The 21,687-nt window shown below is 52.3% G+C and carries 9 protein-coding genes and 4 pseudogenes; 9 read left to right on the top strand and 4 right to left on the bottom strand.

The annotated features are described in order from the left end of the window. Positions 1-74: 74 nt before the first annotated feature. From AC2FH0_RS20625 to AC2FH0_RS20585, 9 genes and pseudogenes are all read left to right on the top strand, one after another. Positions 75-260 (top strand): annotated as a pseudogene (locus tag AC2FH0_RS20625) (DDE-type integrase/transposase/recombinase); the annotation flags it as partial. A gap of 259 nt (positions 261-519) precedes the next feature. Next, a protein-coding gene (locus tag AC2FH0_RS20620; protein ID WP_496693060.1) for an IS5 family transposase occupies positions 520-1,277 on the top strand; the annotation gives its coding sequence in 2 pieces (ribosomal slippage) (positions 520-856 and positions 856-1,277; 759 coding nt in all). A gap of 230 nt (positions 1,278-1,507) precedes the next feature. Beyond that, the gene (locus tag AC2FH0_RS20615; protein WP_496790233.1) at positions 1,508-3,535 is read left to right on the top strand and encodes a galactosyltransferase-related protein; all 2,028 of its coding nucleotides are present in this window, start codon (positions 1,508-1,510) and stop codon (positions 3,533-3,535) included. An 81-nt stretch (positions 3,536-3,616) separates the two neighbouring features. Beyond that, on the top strand, positions 3,617-4,420 hold the full coding sequence (locus AC2FH0_RS20610) for a hypothetical protein (protein ID WP_496709983.1): 804 nt from the start codon (positions 3,617-3,619) through the stop codon (positions 4,418-4,420). Positions 4,421-4,504: 84 nt separating this feature from the next. Continuing rightward, a complete protein-coding gene (locus tag AC2FH0_RS20605; RefSeq protein WP_496790231.1) occupies positions 4,505-5,284 on the top strand; it encodes a sulfotransferase family protein in 780 nt (259 codons plus the stop codon). A gap of 258 nt (positions 5,285-5,542) precedes the next feature. Further along, positions 5,543-6,127 carry a hypothetical protein gene (locus AC2FH0_RS20600; RefSeq protein ID WP_496693062.1) on the top strand — a complete coding sequence of 195 codons (585 nt, stop codon included), beginning with the start codon at positions 5,543-5,545 and terminating at the stop codon, positions 6,125-6,127. Positions 6,128-6,824: 697 nt separating this feature from the next. Further along, complete coding sequence (locus tag AC2FH0_RS20595) at positions 6,825-7,535, top strand: hypothetical protein (protein ID WP_496790230.1); 711 nt, start codon at positions 6,825-6,827, stop codon at positions 7,533-7,535. A 706-nt stretch (positions 7,536-8,241) separates the two neighbouring features. Then, positions 8,242-17,898, top strand: coding sequence for a calcium-binding protein (locus AC2FH0_RS20590; RefSeq protein WP_496790229.1), 9,657 nt, complete (start codon positions 8,242-8,244; stop codon positions 17,896-17,898). A 280-nt stretch (positions 17,899-18,178) separates the two neighbouring features. Beyond that, positions 18,179-18,439: a hypothetical protein gene (locus AC2FH0_RS20585; protein WP_496693074.1), complete on the top strand. Its 261-nt coding sequence runs from the start codon at positions 18,179-18,181 to the stop codon at positions 18,437-18,439. 261 nt (positions 18,440-18,700) lie between these two features. On the opposite strand, the pseudogene tnpC reads toward AC2FH0_RS20585, so the two are convergent. The 4 genes and pseudogenes from tnpC to AC2FH0_RS20565 form a co-directional block, all read right to left on the bottom strand. Continuing rightward, a pseudogene (tnpC, locus tag AC2FH0_RS20580) lies at positions 18,701-19,444 on the bottom strand (IS66 family transposase); the annotation flags it as partial. 14 nt (positions 19,445-19,458) lie between these two features. After that, positions 19,459-20,037 (bottom strand): annotated as a pseudogene (locus tag AC2FH0_RS20575) (integrase core domain-containing protein); the annotation flags it as partial. 244 nt (positions 20,038-20,281) lie between these two features. Next, the gene (locus AC2FH0_RS20570) at positions 20,282-21,430 is read right to left on the bottom strand and encodes an IS3 family transposase (protein WP_496790227.1); all 1,149 of its coding nucleotides are present in this window, start codon (positions 21,428-21,430) and stop codon (positions 20,282-20,284) included. Positions 21,431-21,496: 66 nt separating this feature from the next. Beyond that, positions 21,497-21,687 (bottom strand): annotated as a pseudogene (locus AC2FH0_RS20565) (IS5/IS1182 family transposase); the annotation flags it as partial.

The raw sequence follows: 21,687 nt of genomic DNA, 5'->3' as shown, positions 1-21,687 counted from the left end.
AAGCTGGCCTCCATCGCAGATACCGGCTTGAATAACGATCAGAGGTCGCTGTGAATCCCTTTCATCAACACGACCTAACGATCAGGGTCAAGCGGAAGCTAAATTCCATCGATGTCATCGATGCTCTGACCGACTTGTTCATCCTGCGAGGCACACCGTCCTATATCCGTTCAGACAACGGCCCTGAGTTTGTTGCACGGGCCGTTCGGGACTGGATTGCCGCTTTCGGCGCCAGCACGGTATACATCGAACCGGGATCAACCAGCGATCACAGGTTGAAGCTCAAATCGGCAGATGGAAACAGGTTATAGGTGATGGCCTGCAAGCGCGTGATTTTGGCCGTCAAATCGCCGAAACGAAAGTAGCGGCAAAGGCGCTCAACCGCATGACAGGTCTCGGTCGTGCGATGTATGAGCGCGTCATCTGAAGTGATGGAGTAATGGGTAAACTCGCCTAGGGTCAAGACCCATTGATTTTTGTCCAGCGGCGTGATTCACGGTTTGAAAACGAGCGGTGAACATGTCTGATCTTTTCTGGCTTACGGACGCGCAGATGGCGCGTCTTGAACCCTTCTTCCCGAAGTCGCATGGCAAGCCCCGCGTCGATGACCAACGTGTGTTGAGTGGGATTATCTTTATTAATCGCAATGGGTTGAGATGGCGCGACGCCCCGTCGACCTATGGCCCGCACAAGACGCTCTATAACCGCTGGAAGCGGTGGAGCGACAAAGGCATCTTCGCCCAGATGATGGCAGGTCTGGCTGCCGAACACGGCGAAGAGAAGACCGTGATGATCGACGCCACCTACTTGAAGGCCCACCGTACCGCGACCAGTTTGGGCGTTAAAAAAGGGGGCGTGGACGCCTGATCGGCCGCACCAACGGCGGCATGAACACCAAGTTGCATGCCATCTGTGACAGCCGGGGACGTCCACTCAACCTGTTCGTCACCGCCGGTCAGGTCAGCGATTACATCGGTGCACGAGCATTGCTGAGCAGCCTGCCGGACGTCGATTGGCTGCTCGGGGACCGCGGATATGATGCCGACTGGTTCAGGGAAGCATTGAAAGACAAAGGGATACGCGCCTGCATCCCTGGACGGAAGCAACGGAAAAAACTGGTAAAGTACGACAAGCGCCGCTACAAAAACCGCAACCGGATCGAGATCATGTTCGGCAGGTTGAAGGATTGGCGGCGTGTCGCAACGCGATACGACAGATGCCCGAAGGTCTTCCTGTCAGCCATCGCCCTCGCAGCACTCGTTATCTACTGGCTATGAGTCCTGACCCTAAGTCATGATCCATGCAACACAGCCTGACAGAACCAAACATAGTCTTGCAGGTGTATTGTAAAGCTCGCTAGAGTTCGATAGGTGCCAGCAAGAGCTTCGGGGTTGTGGGTTAGTTTGCAAGATCCGCAGTCGGGGCAGCTACAAAATTTACATAATGTCAAAATACCAATAAATGACATTCAGTGCGAATTTATGTTGGACTATGCGCGGAAAGCGAAATGAATACTTCAAAAATAAAATTGGATACTCTTCAGGCGTCTCTAAAGGATAAACCGTCAGACGCAAGAGCTGTCTTTCAAAGTATGGTTCGCACTCAACTGTCAAAAAGGAATTCTAAGTCCAGAGAAGATATTGCATCGACTTTTGTCGGACTACTTCAGCGCCCCGAACTACGAAATGAACTGCCAAGAGTGGCATCTTCTAACAAAGGATTTGTGACCAACTGCGGCGTTCAAAAGGGTGTTTCATTGGTTACATGCTGCATGAATAGAAACGCACATTTAACCGAAACGATTCCGACTTGGCTAGCCCATGATGAAGTCGACGAAGTTGTCATAGTTGATTGGTCTTCTACGTATCCGGTTTCTGTCACGTTGAGAGACGCTGGCATTGAAGATCCGAGGGTGCGAATAGTAAGAGTTGAAGACGAAGGGAGTTGGATACTTTCGCACGCTTACAACCTTGGATTTCGAGCGACCTCCAGGTCAATAATTCTCAAAGTAGACAGCGATGTGCTGCTCAGCTCGACATTTTTCGAAGAAAACGATTTAGCCGAAGAACTCTTGATTGCAGGAAACTGGACATCCGCAGCCGAAGGACAATCACATGTGAACGGGCTTTTTGCCGTTGGTCGAGATCAACTACTTGCCGTCAACGGTTTCAACGAACGGATTGTTACATACGGTTGGGATGACGATGATCTTTATGAACGCCTCACGCAATCGGGTGTTCCAAGGCAAGATGTAGCATCACAAACAATCCGCCATATCGATCATGAGGATATCGGACGTGTTGCACCTTCCCAGAAGGAGTTTTTGTGTGCATGGGATGAAATTGAGGCACTTCCCATATTCTGGATTAAATTGAACAAAATTCTGGCGACATCAGCATCCCCGTGGGACATCTCCACTCCTATGTCCAAGTTCAATTCGCTGACAGAAGCCAAGGCCATAACGACAGTACGGAGAAGCCAACCATTCGGCGTAAATCCATCTCTGATTGGATCACGAACCGAACGCGCAGAAGCCGCTATTCAAGCCCTGGAATCCAGATTGGGGTCGTCGGTTATTACCGCTCCGTTATCGTCTGTGGACGATGCATTGGCGACTCTGGATCTCAATGACGCAATTTGGTCTATTTCGTCAGACAATGAGAACCTGGTGTCGATACCGCAACCGCAAAAGCACATCAACTCCCGGCCAAAACTGATAATCGATGCGCAGCACGGTTTGGGAAACCGTTTGAGGGCAATTGGATCGGCTGCAGTTTACGCTGAAGCGACCTCACGCGAACTCGTCATTCGGTGGATACGGGATGAACACTGTGATTGTAATTTTTCCAGCTTATTCGAATTCGAAGGTGCAGTTGAAAGCGATCTAAATGAAAACTATGATAACGCCCTAAAGCTGGATTTGATGGACAAATCAGTCAGGCATTCTTTTTTATCAAAGCCTAAAATTCACAAGGCACAAGATGTCATTGTGAAGTCGGCGTACCGAATAATTGGCGACCACAAAACGATCGATCAAGAGAGGAAATTTCTCCGCGCTCTAAAGCCCGCTGTCCGAGTTCAAGAGCTTATTGATTCCGTACGGTCCCCGAATGATGTCTCAGTTCACATCCGAATGAGTGGGGGTGCTACGAAACGCCAGGAAGAAGATGTTCCCGGTGATTGGACAAAGTCCGAAGAGGAAATGATTAGGCGGGCCAGAGACAGGTCTCACTATGGATACTTTTTTAAGAGATTGGATTCTCTTTTAATGGAATCCAGCAGTCTCAGTATATTCCTCGCTTCAGACAACGCAGAGGCATATGAGACCTTCGTTTCAAAATACTCAGACAATGCGGTTTGGCTCCCTAGAACCGACTACAGCCGATCAGAGGATCAACTAGTTTACGGGCTTGCAGATATGCTGTTGCTTGCCCGCGCGCCCATATTGCTAGGCAGCAGTTGGAGTTCATTTACTGAAGTGGCCCATTATTTTTCTGTCAACCAAATGCTTGAGATTTCGGGAGTGGATTTTTGACCCTTCCAGGCGCGCGAAATACTTTCCCAAGGCAGCCAGATTCAGAATCCGAGCAGTGCCCTCTCCAGCCATGGTTTCCAAATGAGTGATGCAAAAGTAAGAGACGTTGCCCTAGAGCAAGTTATGTCGATGCGGCCCGTTCGCTCGACTTCAGTTGTAATCATTGAAGGACACAAGCCTGTTGAATGGTCTGAGGCGTACCAAAAAGCAGGGTTTGCCAACGTTGCCATCGCAACATTTGATCAATTGGATGAAGTAGTTTCCCAACAAGGCGAATTTGATCCTTCACATAGAGTAATTCATGTAACTGCTGGAGTTCCAGCAGACTCACTATACGAAGCTCAGAGAAGTGTAGAAGCCATAGCAAAATACGCCAACTTTGTTGTTTTTACACCTAAACCGAATTCGTTTCAACTGAACGAAAGCCTGATGATTTCATGGCCAAGCTTTTGGGGAATTTTATTTCTCGTTGAGAATTTTTGTCTTTTCGACCCTATTCGACCCGCAGTCTGGAATGAAAGTTTCAGCGATTGGGATACAATGCAAAGCACCGTTGTTTTTGCTCGAAACAAAGAAATTCAAGCGGAAAATAATCTGTCAAGCCTTGTCGACTACGTGCATCCTTCAATAGTGGAAATGAACCTAAAAAAAATTGCGCGTTTGGAAGACATAATATTGAGAGGTTCATCAATACCGGTAAACGCTTCGCGAGATATCTACTTTTATTTGCCGAAGCGGTATAGAAGTAAGAAATATGAACTCAAGATTGTCAAAGAACAGCGTAAATGGTGGTTTGTCGCACTATGTTCACCTTGGCGTTTCTCCTATTGGAATGATCTTTGGAGGGTGCAGAGAAGAAGGAAGCGTTTGAATAATGTTAGCTGAAAACCGGAAGAAACGCATTAAATTTGAAGAGCCTTCACCCGCCTATAGGTTAATGTCATGCTAAGGAGCAAGCGGAAGGGTAGAATGAACTCAAGAGTTCATGAGAATTTTATTTACTTGGAAAGTAAAAAAATTGCTTTTGGCTATGTGCCGAAAGTTGCATGCACGAATTGGAAAATTGTTCTTCGAAGGCTAATGGGGCATGAAGACTTTAATCGAAAGGACATAGCGCACAATAGAGAGAAATCGGGGTTTCACTTTCTTGACAGAACAGTCAAAGAAGATTTCGAAGTGCTGAGCAACGAAGATGTCAAGAAAATAGCATTTGTTCGCGATCCATATTCTCGCATACTTTCGGCCTATTTGAACAAGTTTGATAGCATTAATAGACGAATAGATTCACCCAAAAGCAAAGACTATTTCGACTTAGTTTTCGATGATGTTATCAGGTTTGAAAGATTCGATAGGCCAAAAGGTTTCCGGGCCAGGATTGCAAATTACATCTACGCTCCGAATACGGTCAATTTTCTTACGTTCTTGGAATGGATTAAAGCGAAGAGGAAAGAATCGTTTTATGCAAACGATGAACATTGGACACCGCAGTGTGAAATTTTGCAGCATCCAACTGTTAAGATTGATTTTCTAGGCCGTTTCGAAAATTTGGCCCACGACGCAAAAATCGCCTTACACCAAATGGGTGCAGATTTCGAATTTCCAACGCAAGCGGATGTCGGATTTAGCCCAACTAAAGCTGACGAAAAATTGAAGCGGTTTTATGCCAAGGAACACGTAGATTTGGTTAATGAACTTTTCTCCCGTGATTTTGATGTCTATGGTTACCCACGATGGGATGAGCGTGGCTGACACACTCGGTACTCTGTTATCTTTCTCTCGATGCCATTTGTCTTTGCCAGTGAAATTGTCAAAGCATTGCAAAAACTTGCTTGCTCGGTCTGCTATTGCTACAGAGTACCTAAAAATCGTGAAACTTAGGAGTGTCGGCGTGCCACTGGAATTGTATCGACCTAGTAGCATTTTTCCCGGTAAATCATGAGAGCTTTGCTGTCGAAGAATCTTGTCGCGTTGTCCAAGCCAAGATGTGGGTCAACTAGTCTCCGTCGCATGATCGACCCTCACCTTGCCCCTGGGGATATTGCCGTTGATACTGCCGGGCAGCTTCCATCGCTGCATCCTCATATCACAGGTCCATTTCTTGCCCAATATCTGTGCGAACGGAGGCACGATGTTTCAAAGTTATCTTTCATAATTACAGTTCGTGATCCAATCGAGATGCTCTGGTCATATTGGAAATATTTCAAACCAGATATTTTGTGCCGATACACCTTCACAAATGGCTGGGATGCTTCAGCACCGCTTGATTTTGAAACGTGGGTATGTACTGGCAAGCTTGCTATACGAAAGGAATGGTTGGAGCTCGGGCCGAGCTGGATATCGGTGGAAAACCTTTCGCCACTTAGCCTAGAGGCGCGTGCCGCGGGTTCAAACGGGGAGTTGATGGTAGACCACATCTTTCGCTTGGAAAACGCAGCTGAACTAGCAAAGTTTTTATCCGAGGTCATCGGTACCAGAGTTTCAGAGGTTCGTACGAATGAATCATACGACAAGAATCTACCAAAATTGGGGTGCGAATCTCGAAATCATATTAGAAGTATGTTCCCTTTAGAATCCCAATATTACGGTGTTTAGCTTGTTCTTTTGGAACTTTGTTGAACAAAAATGCCGTAAGGGACTCACTGCGTGAATCCATCGTTAGGCGCGCAGTGGGGTATTGTGAAAACTCGGGAAGTAATGTTTCGGTCTCACGGCAGTAATCTCCATAGTTGATTGTAACGGTGGCTGCGTGAGCTGAGGGAGGCCTTCCCTGCCCGGCGGGCTGCGTTGCTTGAGCGGTTTGGGTTTGATTTTGATGCGCTGCTGAAGAAGGATTTTGTGGCGGAACGTACGGATGTCCAGATTGCGCAGAAGCATGGGGTTGATGCCAGATGGATACAGGAGCAGAGGCGCAGGTTGGGGTTTCCGGCCTATATGGGGCATCCGTCGGCACATCCTTTGGATGAGGAGATGGGAACGGCTTGGGGTGAGGCGCGGAGCTATGCAGGGGCGGCTCGAGAGCTGGGAGTGGGTCGCGTAACGTTCACAAAGCGTTATATCGAAATAAGAAAATCGACATCACGTTCTACAACAATGTGTTGACATCCTGCATTGAGTTGTGAACCATTTTGTCACCTCATACGTGTGCCGAGATTGTTTGGCGATTGAAGCCTTAGTCGGAAAGTTGAGATGAGAAACCGCTGCACGAACACCAAGTGTATTTGTGCATTGCTTCTGATCGAGGCCGCCAAACAGGTTGGAGAATTCCCCTAGGCGCAGATAGTTTGAGAATATGAATATTCTGGGATCGGTTAGAAAGGTGGTGAAGACGTTGAACGCTGTTGGAAGACTATGCAGAAACCTTAGGAGACGATTAGCAACAGCCGCTGTCGCTTCATTTGCGACATTGATTGGCTGCACTCAAGTCTCAATTTATAAAATTTCAACTCTTTCGGATGAAGTAATTTCAATAAACGCTATTGCTATATCAGAAAGACCCAACGATATCTCGAATTATAAAGCCGTAGAGCTTTCGCAGGGTAGAGAAAAATTTAAATTCGCCGTTAGTAAAAAAGTGTTACCAGATTACAAAATCTATTTCTTAATGGAGAAAAAAAATTCCCTTACCATATTTTCGGATATTGAATTGGCTTCTGGTGAACATAGATACTCAAAAATTCAAGTTGATTCTCACAATGATAAAAAAATCAATCTTCTTGATGTGCAGTCATGGGAAAATGTAGCTGGTTCTATGCCAAAGGCACATCTGCACGAGTTGCGCTTGGATTGCGAAACCCTACCGAATTCTGAAGCCACTTCCATCTATGGAACCAAAGGTGCGCATGATCCAGAATCTAGTATCCCGGTAATTGTAAGTGATGGAAGGAGCTTGAGCTGCGACACAGCTGAACATTCGAGATCTTATGCGATGATTTTTTCAATTGAGCAGCGCCGCTTTCTGCTGAGCAACATCACAGGCAAAATCTATTTAGAGGAAATTTAAGTTGAACAAAATTAACCCTGGAATACAGAACCATAACCCTGTTTTTGAATGGGACGGAGTAACTGTTACTTCAGACCTTGGTCCGCATTGGGATGATGTTATCTATAGCATATCGGATATTGATTACTCTGGAATTGGGGGTTCACCGGTATCACAATACCTAGACGGATTAACTCAAATTCACTTTGAACCCTATAACAGCGGAATTGCAGGAGCCTTTGGGGAGAACCTGACAAATTACGCAGGAATTTTGGACGACCGCTACTATACCACTTCAGCCGCGGATGCGACAAAAATATCAACATTAGGTAGTACAGTTGGCACAGATACGATCTATATCGACGTTACAAACAACGCCGGCATGAATCGCAACAAAGAACTTATCAAGGGTGTAATGATCCATGAAACATTACATGAGAGTAAATACGTTGATCAACTAGCTGCGGATCTCATTGAAAAGATTCAGAACAGCGTACCAGATATCAAAGTTGATCTTCTTTCGGACTTTGGTGTTCTTGGAGCAGCCGAGCATGTTGTGATTGCAAATATGATGAACGTAATCGCAGAGAAAGTTGACATAAGCGGATACTCGAGCTGGGCACCTTCTCTGGATACGTATACCAAGGCGCTAAACAGTGCTATTGTTAGTGCGGGCATCACAGGTGTTGATTTGAATCCTCTTCTTGATGTGGTTGTTTCAAATACATTGAGCAAACGCTCCATTGCTGCGGCACTAGCCAAAATAAGTGACGATTACAGCCTGGCGGTCGCTGACAAGTATGGCCATTCTACTCGCGCGAATGGAGCCGTCGATTATTGGGACAATGGTACAACAACCGGCCAAACTAGAAAGGGTAGTCATTACACCGATAATTTTTTAGACGGCTACGGAACGGTGGATGCCAATGGTTTGGCTAGTGCAAGTTTTGGGGCCCATGTGCGCGCATTTGGGGATTGGCTCGGATTGGACGGCCAGTTTGGCATTCAGGGCAACTTCGCTAAGGATGGCGAGGGCTTGACCAGCGAAAACGGCGTCTCCATTCCGGAAGGTCTGCTCTCGGCTGTTGCCGAGGCGATTTCCTCTCAACAAAAATCTCCCCCAAAGAGCAAAACCAAGGACAGTGGCGGCGGCTATAGCTCGGGCGGTTCTACATCTCATGACGGCAATACAGGGCGCAGCGGAGACAACTCTGGAACGGGTCTGTCTGGCGAGGACCGCCCTCTTATCCTCGACTTGGATGGTTCTGGGGTAGAGATCACCGAACTGTCCAACTCGACGGTGTTTGTTGATTCTTCTGGCGATGGGTTGCTGAACCGGACGGCTTGGGCGGCGGCAGGAAATGGGGTTCTGTTTTATGACGCGGATGGGGATGGAGTGATCTCCGAGGCGCGAGAATATATCTTTACCGAATGGGATCCGACCGCGACGAGCGATATTGAGGCGCTGCGGTCGGTGTTTGACAGTAATGGCGATGGGGTCTTTGACGCCAATGACGATGCCTGGAGTGACTTCAAGGTCCTGGTGACCAATGCGGATGGCTCGCTGGAGGCGAAGACACTGGATGAGCTGGGGATCACCTCGATTGATCTGACCGCGGATGCAACCAATATCGAATTGCCCGATGGCTCGGTCATTACCGGCCAGACGACGTTCACCTATGCCGATGGCAGCACCGGGACGGTGGCGGATACGACGCTGGTCAGCGAGACCGCCAGCCATCGGATCGAAGAGAGCGAGAGCTTTGACGCGAATGGCACGCGCACCCATGTGCAGACGGGCTATGCGGCGGATGGCACGATTGCCTTTGTAGTAACCTCGGTAACGACTGCGGATGGGTCCTCGATCACCAACAGCTATGACACCAATGGTGACGGGGTGGTCGATCGGTTGCAGACCATCGTGACCGTGGCCAACCCCGATGGCAGCGAAAGTGAAACGGTCACCAATGTGCTGGGCGCCGACCTGGCCACGGGCATTCTGCTGAGCGAGACGAAGACCACCACCAGCGCTGATGGGACTACGGTGACCATTGAGCGAGATTCTACCGGGGGCGGCTGGTATGACCAGACCGAGATCCGCACGACCCATGCGGATGACAGCATGACCATCGTGACCACGGATCGCGATCCAAACGGAGGGGTGATCCGCAGCTCGACCGAGACGGTCTCAGCCGACGGGCTGGTGCGTACGGACGCGATTGATGAGGATGGTGACGGTGTGGTCGATCTGACCATCACCCATAGCATCGTGATCAACGCAGATGACAGCCGGTCCGAGACGGTTGAGTATTTCAATCAGGATGGCACGCTGCGCAGCTCGGTGACCGAGAGCGTCTCAGCTGATGGTCAGACCAAAACCATTGCCCGCGACCTGGATGGGGATGGCGATGTGGATGTTCAGGAAGAACTGGATATCAGCGTCAATGCCGATGGAACTACGGATTCCACACAAACCGTGAAGAATGGCGACGGCTCGGTGCGCAGCACAACCGCGCACGGCCAGTCCGGGGATGCGCTGACCAAGTCGTCGGCGGTTGATCTGGATGGCGATGGCGATGTGGACCTCACCACCGTAGAGGCGACCACGATCCATGCCGATGGCAGCCGCGAGACTGAGACAACACAGACCAATACGGACGGGTCGGTACGAAGCCAGCTGAAGGTGACGCTGGGCAGTGATCTGGTCAGTTCCGAGACCTGGATTGATCACAACCAAGACGGCACGTTCCAATCCACGGATTTGAGCCGGAGCGTCACGGTGGACGGCACAACGGGCGAACGGACGACAACCAGCTGGACCCGCAACGCGGATGGATCGTTCAGTGCGCAGTCGGTCTCGGTCTCTAGCGAGGATGGGTTGGTTGTGACGACTAGCCTCGATTCCGACGGGGATGGAGATATCGACCGGGTGGTGAGCGATGTCACGGTTGAAAACGCCGATGGCTCCTCGGCACGGACAGTCACTGCGCAGGCGCAGGATGGTTCGCTGATCAGTGAGGCCGAAACGCTCACCAGTGCGGACGGGCTGACTGTCACGACATTCTCGGACTTGGACGGCGATGGCGCACTGGATGGCAAATCTGTCTCGGTACGGACATCCAATGCGGATGGCAGCGTCACCATGACGGACAGCGCCTATGCGGGGGATGAGATAACACTGTTGGGCACCACCACCGTCACGCAAAGCGCGGATCGGCGCGATACAGTCACCTCAAGTGACAGAAATGGCGACGGGTCGGTGGATAGTGTTCTGCAGTCGGTAAAACATCTCGACGGCAGCATGACAGAGACCGTAACCCGCCACACTGCGGATGGTGGGACGATCTATCACCAGCAGACCGATGTCAGCGCAGACGGGCTGACCGCAACGGTGACGACAGATGTCGATGGCAATGGTGCTGCAGAGACAAAAGCGGAGCAGGTCACGGTCCTGAATGCTGATGGCGGACGTACAACAACCAGCACGGTTCGCAACGGCAATGACAGCCTGCGCAGCCAGTCAGCCACCACGGTCAGCGATGACGGGCTGGTGGTGACCAGCACTGAGGACAGCGATGGGGATGGCCGCTATGAGCGGGAGGTGACCTCGACCACCGAGCTGCGCGCCGATGGATCCCGGAAAACAACCGAGGATGTGCGGTCCGAAGACGGTACATTGCTGACGCGCGGTGAGACAATCCTCAGCGATGATGGGCTGACGGTTGAAACGCTGTCCGACACGGACGGGAATCAGGCAGCTGATATCGCAACAACGCAGGTCACAAACCTGAACGCGGATGGCAGCACCACGGTGACGGCGCAGGTCAAGGATGTGACCGGCCCAATGGCTGAGCTCCGCTCACAGGTCGTCACAACAACCAGCGATAACGGACGCAATGTGCTGCAGACCACAGACCAAGATGGCGACGGCGTGGTGGACACGCGCGTTCACCAGGTGATTGGTGATGATGGCGTTGTGTCGGTCACAGAAACCGAGTTGAACAATGACGGCTCGATCCAAAGCCAGATGGTATCGGTTACCAGTGACAACGGCTTGGAGACAACGACCAGGTACGACGCGGATGGGGATGGTGTCTTTGAGCGTGAAACGATTGGGACAACCACGCTGAACTCAGATGGATCAACTACCAGCGTGGTGACGCAGAGTGCGCCCGCTGGCAGTGTCTATAGAACAACCGAGGTCGAAACCTCTGCCGATGGCCGGACCACCACCACAAGCGAGGATTGGGACAATGATGGCGATGATGACCTCACCACAGTTCAGACCTATGACCTAAGCGCGACGGGGGTCGAGACCACCACGGTCACACAAACCGCAGCGGATGGCTCGACGCTGAACACCAGCACCAGCGTGATCAGCGCTGATAGCCGGACCGTCACGCAATCCGTGGATGCCGACGGAAACGGTGTGGATGACATGGTGGCTGTCACACAGGTCGATGACAGCGGAACCGCAACGACAAATACACAATACTTCTCGACCGGTGGCGGGCTTGAGGCCGCGACCACAACAACGGTCAGCGGCGATGGGCTGACCACCACTCTCTCAGTTGATCGCAATGGCGACGGCAAGGTGGATCGTGTCGTGACAGACACCACAGAGCTGTCCGAAAATGGTTCGGTCACACGAAGTGTCGAGCACCGCGATGGTCGGAATATCAACCTTGGCACCGAGATTTATACGACCAATGATGATGGGCTGTCTTCGACTTCGCAACTGGATCTCGATGGCGATGGGTTGTTCGACTATACAACGGACAGCACGACCACGTTTGATGCCAATGGCGATGTTGTCACGCGACACGTCACGGTCGACGAAACCTTCGATATCCAATCCGATATCAGGACAGTCACCAGCGGAAACGGTTTGGAGTCCCAAACCGAGATAGACTATTCCGGGGATGATGGCATCGACAGGCTGACGACAGTGCGGCTTGGTTCCGATGGCAGCATAACCGAGATGGTGTCAGAATTTGGCGCCGGTATCGAACTGGAGCGCTCTCACGTGCGCACTGTCAGTGCAGATGGTCTGACAGAAACCATTCTATCTGATCGGGACGGAGACGGTTTCCAGGAACGCGAGGCTGTTTCTGCTGTGGATGCAGACGGCACAACCACCACAACAATTCGCGAATTTTCCCGCAACACATCGCTCAACAGCGAGGTAGAGACGACAGTATCTGCCAATGGCATGCACCGATCGTTGGAAGTTGATGTGGATGGGGATGGCGATATCGACATCACCCGTACCACGGATGTGAGCTATGACGCGCAAGGTAATACGGTCACGACCTACACGGAAACCGGGATGGATGGTCAGACGACCTATCATGAGGTTCAAACCGCTTCCGCCGATGGCCTGACATCCTCGTCAAGCTTCGATCTGGACGGCGATGGCGTTGTTGATGGCACGACCCAACATCAAACCACGCTGCATGATGATGGCAGTCAAACGGTGACAAGCGAGACGCGCTACGCCGACGGTGAATTGCGATCCATGCAAAGCACTTCGACCAGTAGCGACGGGCGTTCGATCTCCCGGACGGAAGACTTCGATGGCAATGGCATTGCGGATCGGGTGACCGAGGTGGAAATCCGCGCAGATGGGGAACGTGTCGTGACCGAGCGTGCGTTCAACGAGGCGGGTTATGAGACCAATACGTTCGTCACCACCACCTCAGCGGATGGTTTGACACAGACCATTTTGAGAAACGGGAACGAGCAGACGATCACCCAATCTTCTCTCGGAAATGGCAGTTACACTTGGGACGACGGCGTAGCGGCAGGAATTGGCAAAACCCATGTCATAGTTTCTCATGAAGTTGATGCGCTCGGCGTTGAAACCTGGACGATTGAAAAGTCCTGGAAAGTAAACACGTCGAATGGCGTTCAGAATAGATCCTCTGCCAAAGAGGTTCGTCTGGACGCTTCCTCGAAAGCGCTTGTTCTGGAAGAGACCGCGCGCATTTTTGATACCGTATTGGACCGTGATGCTGACTTCACGGAGTTTGAAACCCTCATTGATTACGTAAGCGATGGCCATCTCGGCAAGATTAGCCTGACTCGCGCTTTGATCGAGTCCGCCGAATTCCAGACACGGTACGGGAACTTGACCGATGCCGAATTCGTAACGCAGATTTCCATGAACGCCTTAGGAAGAGCCCCGACTCTAGACGAGTTGAATGACGCCCTGCTGGAGTTAGACAGCGGAGCCACGACCAGAGAGGGCTTAGCTTGGGACGTGGCACAGTCAGCAGAGCACATTGCTGTCGGCAATGGGCATCTCTCAACCAACAACTTTGATGTGGTGCTGAACCCGGCCCAGTTCGAGCGCAGCCTGGACAAAGCTTATATTACCAATTTGATCAAGAGCATTGTGGATGTTGTCTATGATCGGGATGCGACCGAATACGAATTGGAGTATCTGTCCGAACGGCTTTTGGACGATGTAGATAATCCGGATGACATCGCCGCGAAATTGCTCGGGTATGAAGGTGGTATTCAAGGCGTTGCATCGAACAGTTTGTACGGCTTGTCCGGAGCTGAGTTTGTAAATCAGGCCTTCCTGAATGCATTCGGTCGCCTGCCGACGTCCGATGAGTTGCAATCCTGGTCAAAGAATCTCGACAACGGTCACCTGAGCAAAGCGCAGTTCATTGCGTCTCTGGCGCAGAGTATTGAACACCAAAGCGTTGGTAACGGCCACGCAGCCACAACGATCAGTTCGCCTGTGACCATGGATGGTACAAGTGCTGCAGAGACCTTGACCGGCGAAAATGACCAGAATGACGAAATTTTCGGGTTTGCTGGTGATGACACAATCAATGGGAAAAGCGGAAGTGACGTTCTTGTTGGTGGAGCCGGAGACGATGAACTCCGCGGCGGGAGCGACACCCTCGTTTCATCCAATGGCAATGACACCTATGTCTGGTCCAGGGGTGATGGGAACGACTTCATCAAGGATAAAGCCAGTTCTCTTGTAGAAGTGGACCGCTTGATCCTGACAGATGTAGACTCTACCGAGGTTGAACTCATCCGGGACCCCGCCGACAAGTCACTCTACATTGTTGTTCCGGGCTCTGGTGGCGACGAAACGATACGCGTCTGGCAACAGTTTGAAAGCATCACCAAAGGGTATGGAATTGAAGAGATTCACTTCGATGACGGGGTTGTCTGGACAAAAGACGACATCATCAAAAATACCACCCTCACCGGGGATGCTGGAAACAACACGCTGAGCGGCGGTGGCAGTTTTGGCGAAAATATGTATGGCCTTGAAGGCAACGACACACTTGATGGCAATGCAGGTGATGATCATCTGCATGGTGGCCTCGGTGACGATACGCTCATGGGCAATGCAGGCAGCGACAGCTATTACTGGTCCAAAGGTGATGGGAATGATCGTATCGACGAGGCGGAGAAATCCTCGATCACAACCGAGGTTGACCAACTTGTGTTCTCGGATGTTGCCTCAACAGATGTGACCCTCACGCGTATCGGATCCACATCTCAGGATCTGGTGATCACGATCAATAGCACCGGCGAAGAAATCCGCGTCGATGATCAGTATTCGGCGGATCGCCAAGGTCGTGGCCTTGAGAAACTTGTGTTCAGCGACGGGGTCATTTGGACACTGGACGACATTATCAAGAACACGACGATGGACGGAACCTCCGGGAATGACACCTTGATTGGTGTGGCTGATGAGACCGACAATCTCTTTGGTTTGGAAGGGAATGACACGCTGGAAGGGCGTGGCGGTGACGACGTCCTGATCGGCGGTGCCGGCGATGATACATTGCGTGGCGGTGGAACTTCGGAGGTCAGCACAAATGGCGACGACACCTACATCTGGTCCAGGGGTGACGGAAATGACCAGTTGGTGGATAATGCGACCTCAAAGACGGAGACGGACCGCCTGATCTTGACGGATGTGGCCTCTTCCGAAGTCCGGCTGATCCGGGAGCAAAGCAGTGACAAGTTGAAGATTGTCATCTCCGGTCCAGGCGGCGATGAGATTATTGAGGTGTCCAAGCAGTTCAACAGCTCAGGCAAGTTTTTTGGTCTCGAGCTTATCGAGTTCAGCGACGGTATCGTGTGGACACGAGATGGTATCGTGTCCCGCACGGTTCTGGAAGGCACCGATAGCGGAGAAACGCTGACCGGAATTGGCAGCTACGACGACAATATCTTTGGATTTGGCGGAGCCGACACTATCTCCGGCGGTAATGGAGACGATCTTCTTGTCGGCGGTCTGGGTGCCGATACGCTGAAAGGTGATAGTGGCAACGACCTGTATCTTTGGTCCAAAGGCGATGGCAACGACGTGATCAATGACACGGCTACTTCCTTGCAGGATGTCGATACTCTCCGCCTGACGGATGTGAAATCAACCGAGGTTACTCTGACCAAAAACGGCAACGACCTCATGATTGATATCATTCCCACGGGGGAGAGTATTGAGGTCAACAATCGCTTCTATTCTGCTCAGGAAGGGCGTGGAATCGAATTCATCGAGTTTAGTGACGGTGTCAGAGTTGAAGTGCTCAACAGCGAGGTCGCTGAGATGATCGTTAGTGGAACTGCGTCGAATAACACGCTGAATGGTTGGGGGTTCAAGGATACGCTCTACGGGTTTGAGGGTGCTGATACTATTCAGGGCAAGCGCGGCGATGATGTTCTTGTCGGTGGCACCGGTGACGACATACTCCGGGGTGGCGATAGCACACATCAGGTTCACAACGGGAATGATACCTATGTGTGGTCGCGCGGAGATGGCAATGACTGGATTCAGGATTTTGCGACCACAACAGAGCAAGTGGATCGACTTGTTCTAACGGACGTTGCGTTTGGGGATGTTCGATTGGAAAGGGTCAACGGGGCTGATGCCCTAAAGGTCGTAATTTTCGGTGCAAATAGTGACGAGACACTATATGTTGCACGAAGGTTCGAGGACCCCGCCAAAGGCTACGGCGTTGAGGTGATCGAGTTCGCAGACGGCACGATCTGGACGCTGGACGACATCCTGGCCAACACGATTGTCGAAGGCAATGCCAACAACAACACACTGAACGGCACCGGCTATAGCGACAACCTTTATGGGTTGGATGGCAATGATACGCTGGTGGGCAAAGGTGGGGACGACACGCTCTCGGGTGGCACCGGAGACGATAGTTTGTATGGCGGCGGACAAGGCACCTTCACTGCGACAAACGGCAATGACACATTTGTCTGGTCGACCGGTGACGGAAAAGATTTGTTCTACGACTTTGCCAGCTCGAACTCAGAGACTGACCGCCTGATCCTGACGGATGTTAACCCGGCAGATGTCTCGCTGGTTCGACCCAACGGTTCTATTCACCTTAGCATCTTCGTGACCAGCGCCGCCGGAACCGAGGAAATCGTGGTGGCGCGCCGGTTCGAGGACCCTGCCAAAGGCTACGGCGTTGAGGTGATCGAGTTTGCAGACGGCACGATCTGGACGCTGGACGACATCCTGGCCAACACGATTGTCGAGGGCAATGCCAACAACAACACCCTGAACGGCACCGGCTATGGCGACAACCTTTATGGGTTGGATGGCAATGATACGCTGGTGGGCAAAGGTGGGGACGACACGCTCTCGGGTGGCACCGGAGACGATAGTTTGTATGGCGGCGGACAAGGCACCTTCACTGCGACAAACGGCAATGACACATTTGTCTGGTCGACCGGTGACGGAAAAGATTTGTTCTACGACTTTGCCAGCTCGAACTCAGAGACTGACCGCCTGATCCTGACGGATGTTAACCCGGCAGATGTCTCGCTGGTTCGACCCAACGGTTCTATTCACCTTAGCATCTTCGTGACCAGCGCCGCCGGAACCGAGGAAATCGTGGTGGCGCGCCGGTTCGAGGACCCTGCCAAAGGCTACGGCGTTGAGGTGATCGAGTTTGCAGACGGCACGATCTGGACGCTGGACGACATCCTGGCCAACACGATTGTCGAGGGCAATGCCAACAACAACACCCTGAACGGCACCGGCTATGGCGACAACCTTTATGGGTTGGACGGCAATGACACTCTAAACGGCAAGGCGGGCGACGATGTTCTTGTAGGTGGAGCGGGGAATGACACTTTGATCGGTGGCGATGGATCTGATGAGTTTGTTTTTGGGGGTAGTTTTGGCGACGACGCCATCAACGATTTCGAGGACGGCATTGATCTGCTTCATCTCGACATCGCCGGCGTGACCTATGACGATCTTGCCATCACCGCCTCAGGCACCTCTCACGCCGAAGTCGCGGTCGCAGGGCATGGCACAATTTTGGTCAAGAACATCGACGTGTCCAGCCTGACCGAAGAAGACTTCCTCTTCGGGTAATCCCTGGCCATCCGAGCTGATTTGGCGTGGTTCCGGAAGCTGTGGGCTGCACTAACCTATCCTACCTCACGCTGGCCGCATCGTTGGCGTGAGGTCAGCGGTGAAAGCAACAGAGGTTAGCTGCAGCGAAAGAAAAAGAGGCAGGAACCGCTGCGATAGATGAGTTCTTCGCGGTTCCTGCCTCTTTAAACGCTATGGGTGCGGCGCACGTTCCCAATAGGATTGGGCGGCACCGCTATCGGGACTCGCGCGGCAATCATTTGGGAATGATCCAGAAGTTATTGCCGTCAGTATCCAGCGTGCGCTTAGAATGCCCAACGGCAGATCTTACCTTGAAAAGGTAGTGCAAGCTTCGTTCAAGGTTCCCAATCCAATGAGCTTTGATCTGCGCAATTGGCTGAATGCGTATTCCCAGATGGTTGACGCGCTTCTCCCGATGAGACTGCCGCTCATTGTCAAAGATAACGCCGTTTCTGACTTAGTCTGCGTATTCCGGAAACACACTGCATGTCGTCCATTTTCACGACTGCATGGAATCTAATTTGACACAACAAGTGCGAGGGTAGCAAAGGCGGGAAGCGCGGAGACATCAACTATCGCAGCGGTTCCCGCCTTTGCGTGTCATTTGAGCACTGCACAAGGCCTCCAAATCCTTTGCCGTTCGACCTTCCTATACACGCTAAAGCATACGGTGAATGCAGCCTTTGGTGGTGTCCGGAGCCTATGGCCATGTTCAAGGCGGAATTTGATTTGAGTCACAACTTTGGTTCAAAGTATGGACCTGTCGCAGCTCGCCGCAACAGCCATGGTATTTGGCGAGGTGGTCCTTTGGATGCTGCCCTTTGCGATCTGGCGAGAACCGATACCAACTGGCAGGTGGAACGCTGCTGCCCCAAGGCCGCTCATCCCGACCATAGGCCCAAAGGCGTGCTGTCGCTGTTTTGCCCGTGCCGGATGCCAGCATCTTCACCGGCGTATCATCAGCGAAGATGGCCTGACCGGTCAGCACATGCCGCCCAATAGCATCCGCCAATAGTTCTAAAAGTGCTGTGGACTTACCGATCCAATCCGCCAGCGTTGAACGATCAATGTCGATCCCGTCGCGCTCGAAGATGCCGCTTTGACGATAGAGCGGTAAGTGATCCGCGTATTTGTTGACCAACACATGCGCCAGCAATCCCGGACCGGGACGCCCGCGCTCGATGGGACGTGATGGTAATGCGGCTTGTGTGAAGGCTTCGCAGCCTGAGCAAGCGAAGCGCGGCCGCACGATGCGGTTCACGATGAACCGGCCTGGAACGTATTCTAGCTCTTCGGTCACATCCTCGCCGAGGCGGCGCAGTCCACCACCGCACTGGGGGCAATCTTCGTCGCCAGTCGTCAGCTCCACTTCCATGCGTGGGATGTGATCGGGGATCGGTCGCCGCTTCGGATTATCCTTGGGCTCTTCGTTGGGAAGCCGCAGCTTTGCAGTCATTTTGGCAACCGCGATCTCACTTGTCTCCAACGCCAGTTGCAGTTGCTCGATGCTCTCTGACCTGCTCCCCTTTGAGTCCGCGTTTATAGGTTAGCTCTGTTCAGGTCTTGGTCTTCCTTTGACCGGTTAGCATATTCGAATGGCGTCAGGCCAGCGAGGCTGGAGTGAGGCCGGTTGTGATTGTAGTCGGCGCGCCATGCCGCAATTAAGCGGCAGGCATGGCGCAGAGACGGGAACAGGTGCTCGTTCAGGCACTCCTCGCGCATCCGGCCGTTGAAGCTCTCGACCAGACCGTTCTGCATTGGCCTACCCGGCGCGATGTAATGCCAGCCGACCTTGCGGTCCTCCTGCCATTTCAACATCGCATTTGAAGTCAGTTCCGTCCCGTTGTCTGAGACCACCATGCAGGGGTAGCCACGCAGCTCGGCGATGCGATCCAGTTCTCGGGCGACACGTGCACCGCCAATGGATGTATCCGCGACAGCAGCCAGACATTCTCGGCTGAAGTCATCGATCACATACAGCACACGGAACCGTCGCCCGTCCTCAAGCGCATCCGACATGAAGTCGAGCGACCACCTCTGGTTCGGGCCTTGCGGAATTGCCATGGGCGTCGTGGTGCCCACAGCCCGCTTGCGTCCGCCCCGTTTACGAACGGTTAGCTGCCATTAACAATCGTCGATGTGCCGACCGCAGCGAACGGCGGCTTAGTGGCCTATGGTCTTGAAAAACATCGTATTGCTAGCGCAGAAAGCGATGTCCAGAATTTGCCGCGAGTGCCTTCCCAGTCAGGCTTTTCGCGTTTGCTGCGGTGCAGGAAAGATTTTTGCTAGCTTGCAGAGGTTTTGGGTGGTGGCGGCGAGGAGTGGAGTTCGTCCCTGTTTCCGGACAGTTTGATTATTGACCCTATGCCGCGCTTTTCCAAGTCATGGTTTCGTATGCCTGCGCGGGTGTTTGGTAACCGATGGCGGAATGACGCCGCTGGCGATTATAGAAGACCTCAATGTATTCGAAGATCGCGGCCTTTGCCTGGACGCGCGTTTTGAAGCGCTCCCGATGAACCAGTTCCTTTTTTAGTGATGCGAAGAAACTTTCCATTGGAGCGTTGTCCAGGCATTCGCCGGTCCGGCTCATGGATTGGATGACCTTCGCGGACCCGAGCAGCGCACGATATTCGCTGCCAGCGTATTGCACGCCGCGGTCCGAGTGATGAATGAGACTTGGCACCGGGCCACGGCGCCCCAGGGCCATGTTCAAGGCATCACAGCACAGTTCCGATCGCAGATGATCGTCTATGGCCCAACCCACGATCTCACGCGTGGCCATGTCTTTGATGGCGGCGACATAGAGCCATCCTTCGTCCGTATCGACGTAAGTAATGTCAGCGAGCCAAACCCGGTTCGGGGTTGTACAATCAAACCGTTGTTCCAGCAGATTTGGCGACGGTTTGAGGCTGTGATTGCTGTCAGTGGTGCACGGCTTTCGGCGCTTGCACAGGCGCAGAGAGACATTGTTTTCCCGCATTATTCTGGCCACGCGCCGCTCTGAAACGTCCTCGCCATCGGCCTTCAGATCCTGGTGGACCCTCTTTGACCCATACCGTTTTTTGCTTTGAGAAAACGCCTCTTTAATCTTAGGCAGCAACTCGGCGTCCCGGTCGGCACGCAGCTTGTGCCGCTGATCTCGGGCAGGTTGTGACTGGACAAAGCCGTAAAACCAGCTGCGCGCAACGCCAACAATGCGACAGAGATGAGCGATCGGGTAAACAGTCTTATGGGCAGCGAAAAAAGCAGAAGCTTTCTCGAGGATTTCATTTTCCAGCTTCAAGCGTTTGTTTTCCTTCCGCAGACGGTCCAGCTCCGCCGCATCCGCCTGCTGCCTGCGCAGTGCCGCCATTGATCCTGCCGCTTCGATCTCCAAGCGCCACGTCTTCAATTGCGAGCTCGTCACTCCCAGCTCCTTGGCCACGCCGGTTTGTGTGGCACCAGGCTCACAAAGCCGACCAACAGCTGCGGCTTTGAATTCATCTGTGAACGTTCGTCTCGATTGTCCCATTCCATGCTCCTTTCTTGGACAGGGGTACTTTACCCCGGTGTCCGGAAATAGGGACGAAGTTCAGAGAAATTCGTCGTTCGCGCCACATGGACCACGTAATCGGAGCCTGCCCAGCCCGAGGATACGTTTGAGGTGGGCAAACAGCATCTCAACCTTCTTGCGCAGCTTCATCGAGACTTGGTATTGCCTGATCTTAGCAATATCGCGGGCAAGCTGCCAGGCGTCTTCGTGCTCTTCGCGGGTGATCTTACGTGCAT

The organism is Ruegeria sp. CDSC051 (assembly GCF_059610665.1).
Note: the sequence above shows the minus strand (reverse complement) of the source record. Positions and strands in the feature narration are given on the sequence as shown.

Coding starts and splice junctions, on each gene's coding strand:
- AC2FH0_RS20605 (WP_496790231.1), top strand. CDS start 4,505: ATGAACTCAAGAGTTCATGAGAATTTTATTTACTTGGAAAGTAAAAAA.
- AC2FH0_RS20615 (WP_496790233.1), top strand. CDS start 1,508: ATGAATACTTCAAAAATAAAATTGGATACTCTTCAGGCGTCTCTAAAG.
- AC2FH0_RS20600 (WP_496693062.1), top strand. CDS start 5,543: ATGATCGACCCTCACCTTGCCCCTGGGGATATTGCCGTTGATACTGCC.
- AC2FH0_RS20595 (WP_496790230.1), top strand. CDS start 6,825: ATGAATATTCTGGGATCGGTTAGAAAGGTGGTGAAGACGTTGAACGCT.
- AC2FH0_RS20610 (WP_496709983.1), top strand. CDS start 3,617: ATGAGTGATGCAAAAGTAAGAGACGTTGCCCTAGAGCAAGTTATGTCG.
- AC2FH0_RS20570 (WP_496790227.1), bottom strand. CDS start 21,430: ATGGGACAATCGAGACGAACGTTCACAGATGAATTCAAAGCCGCAGCT.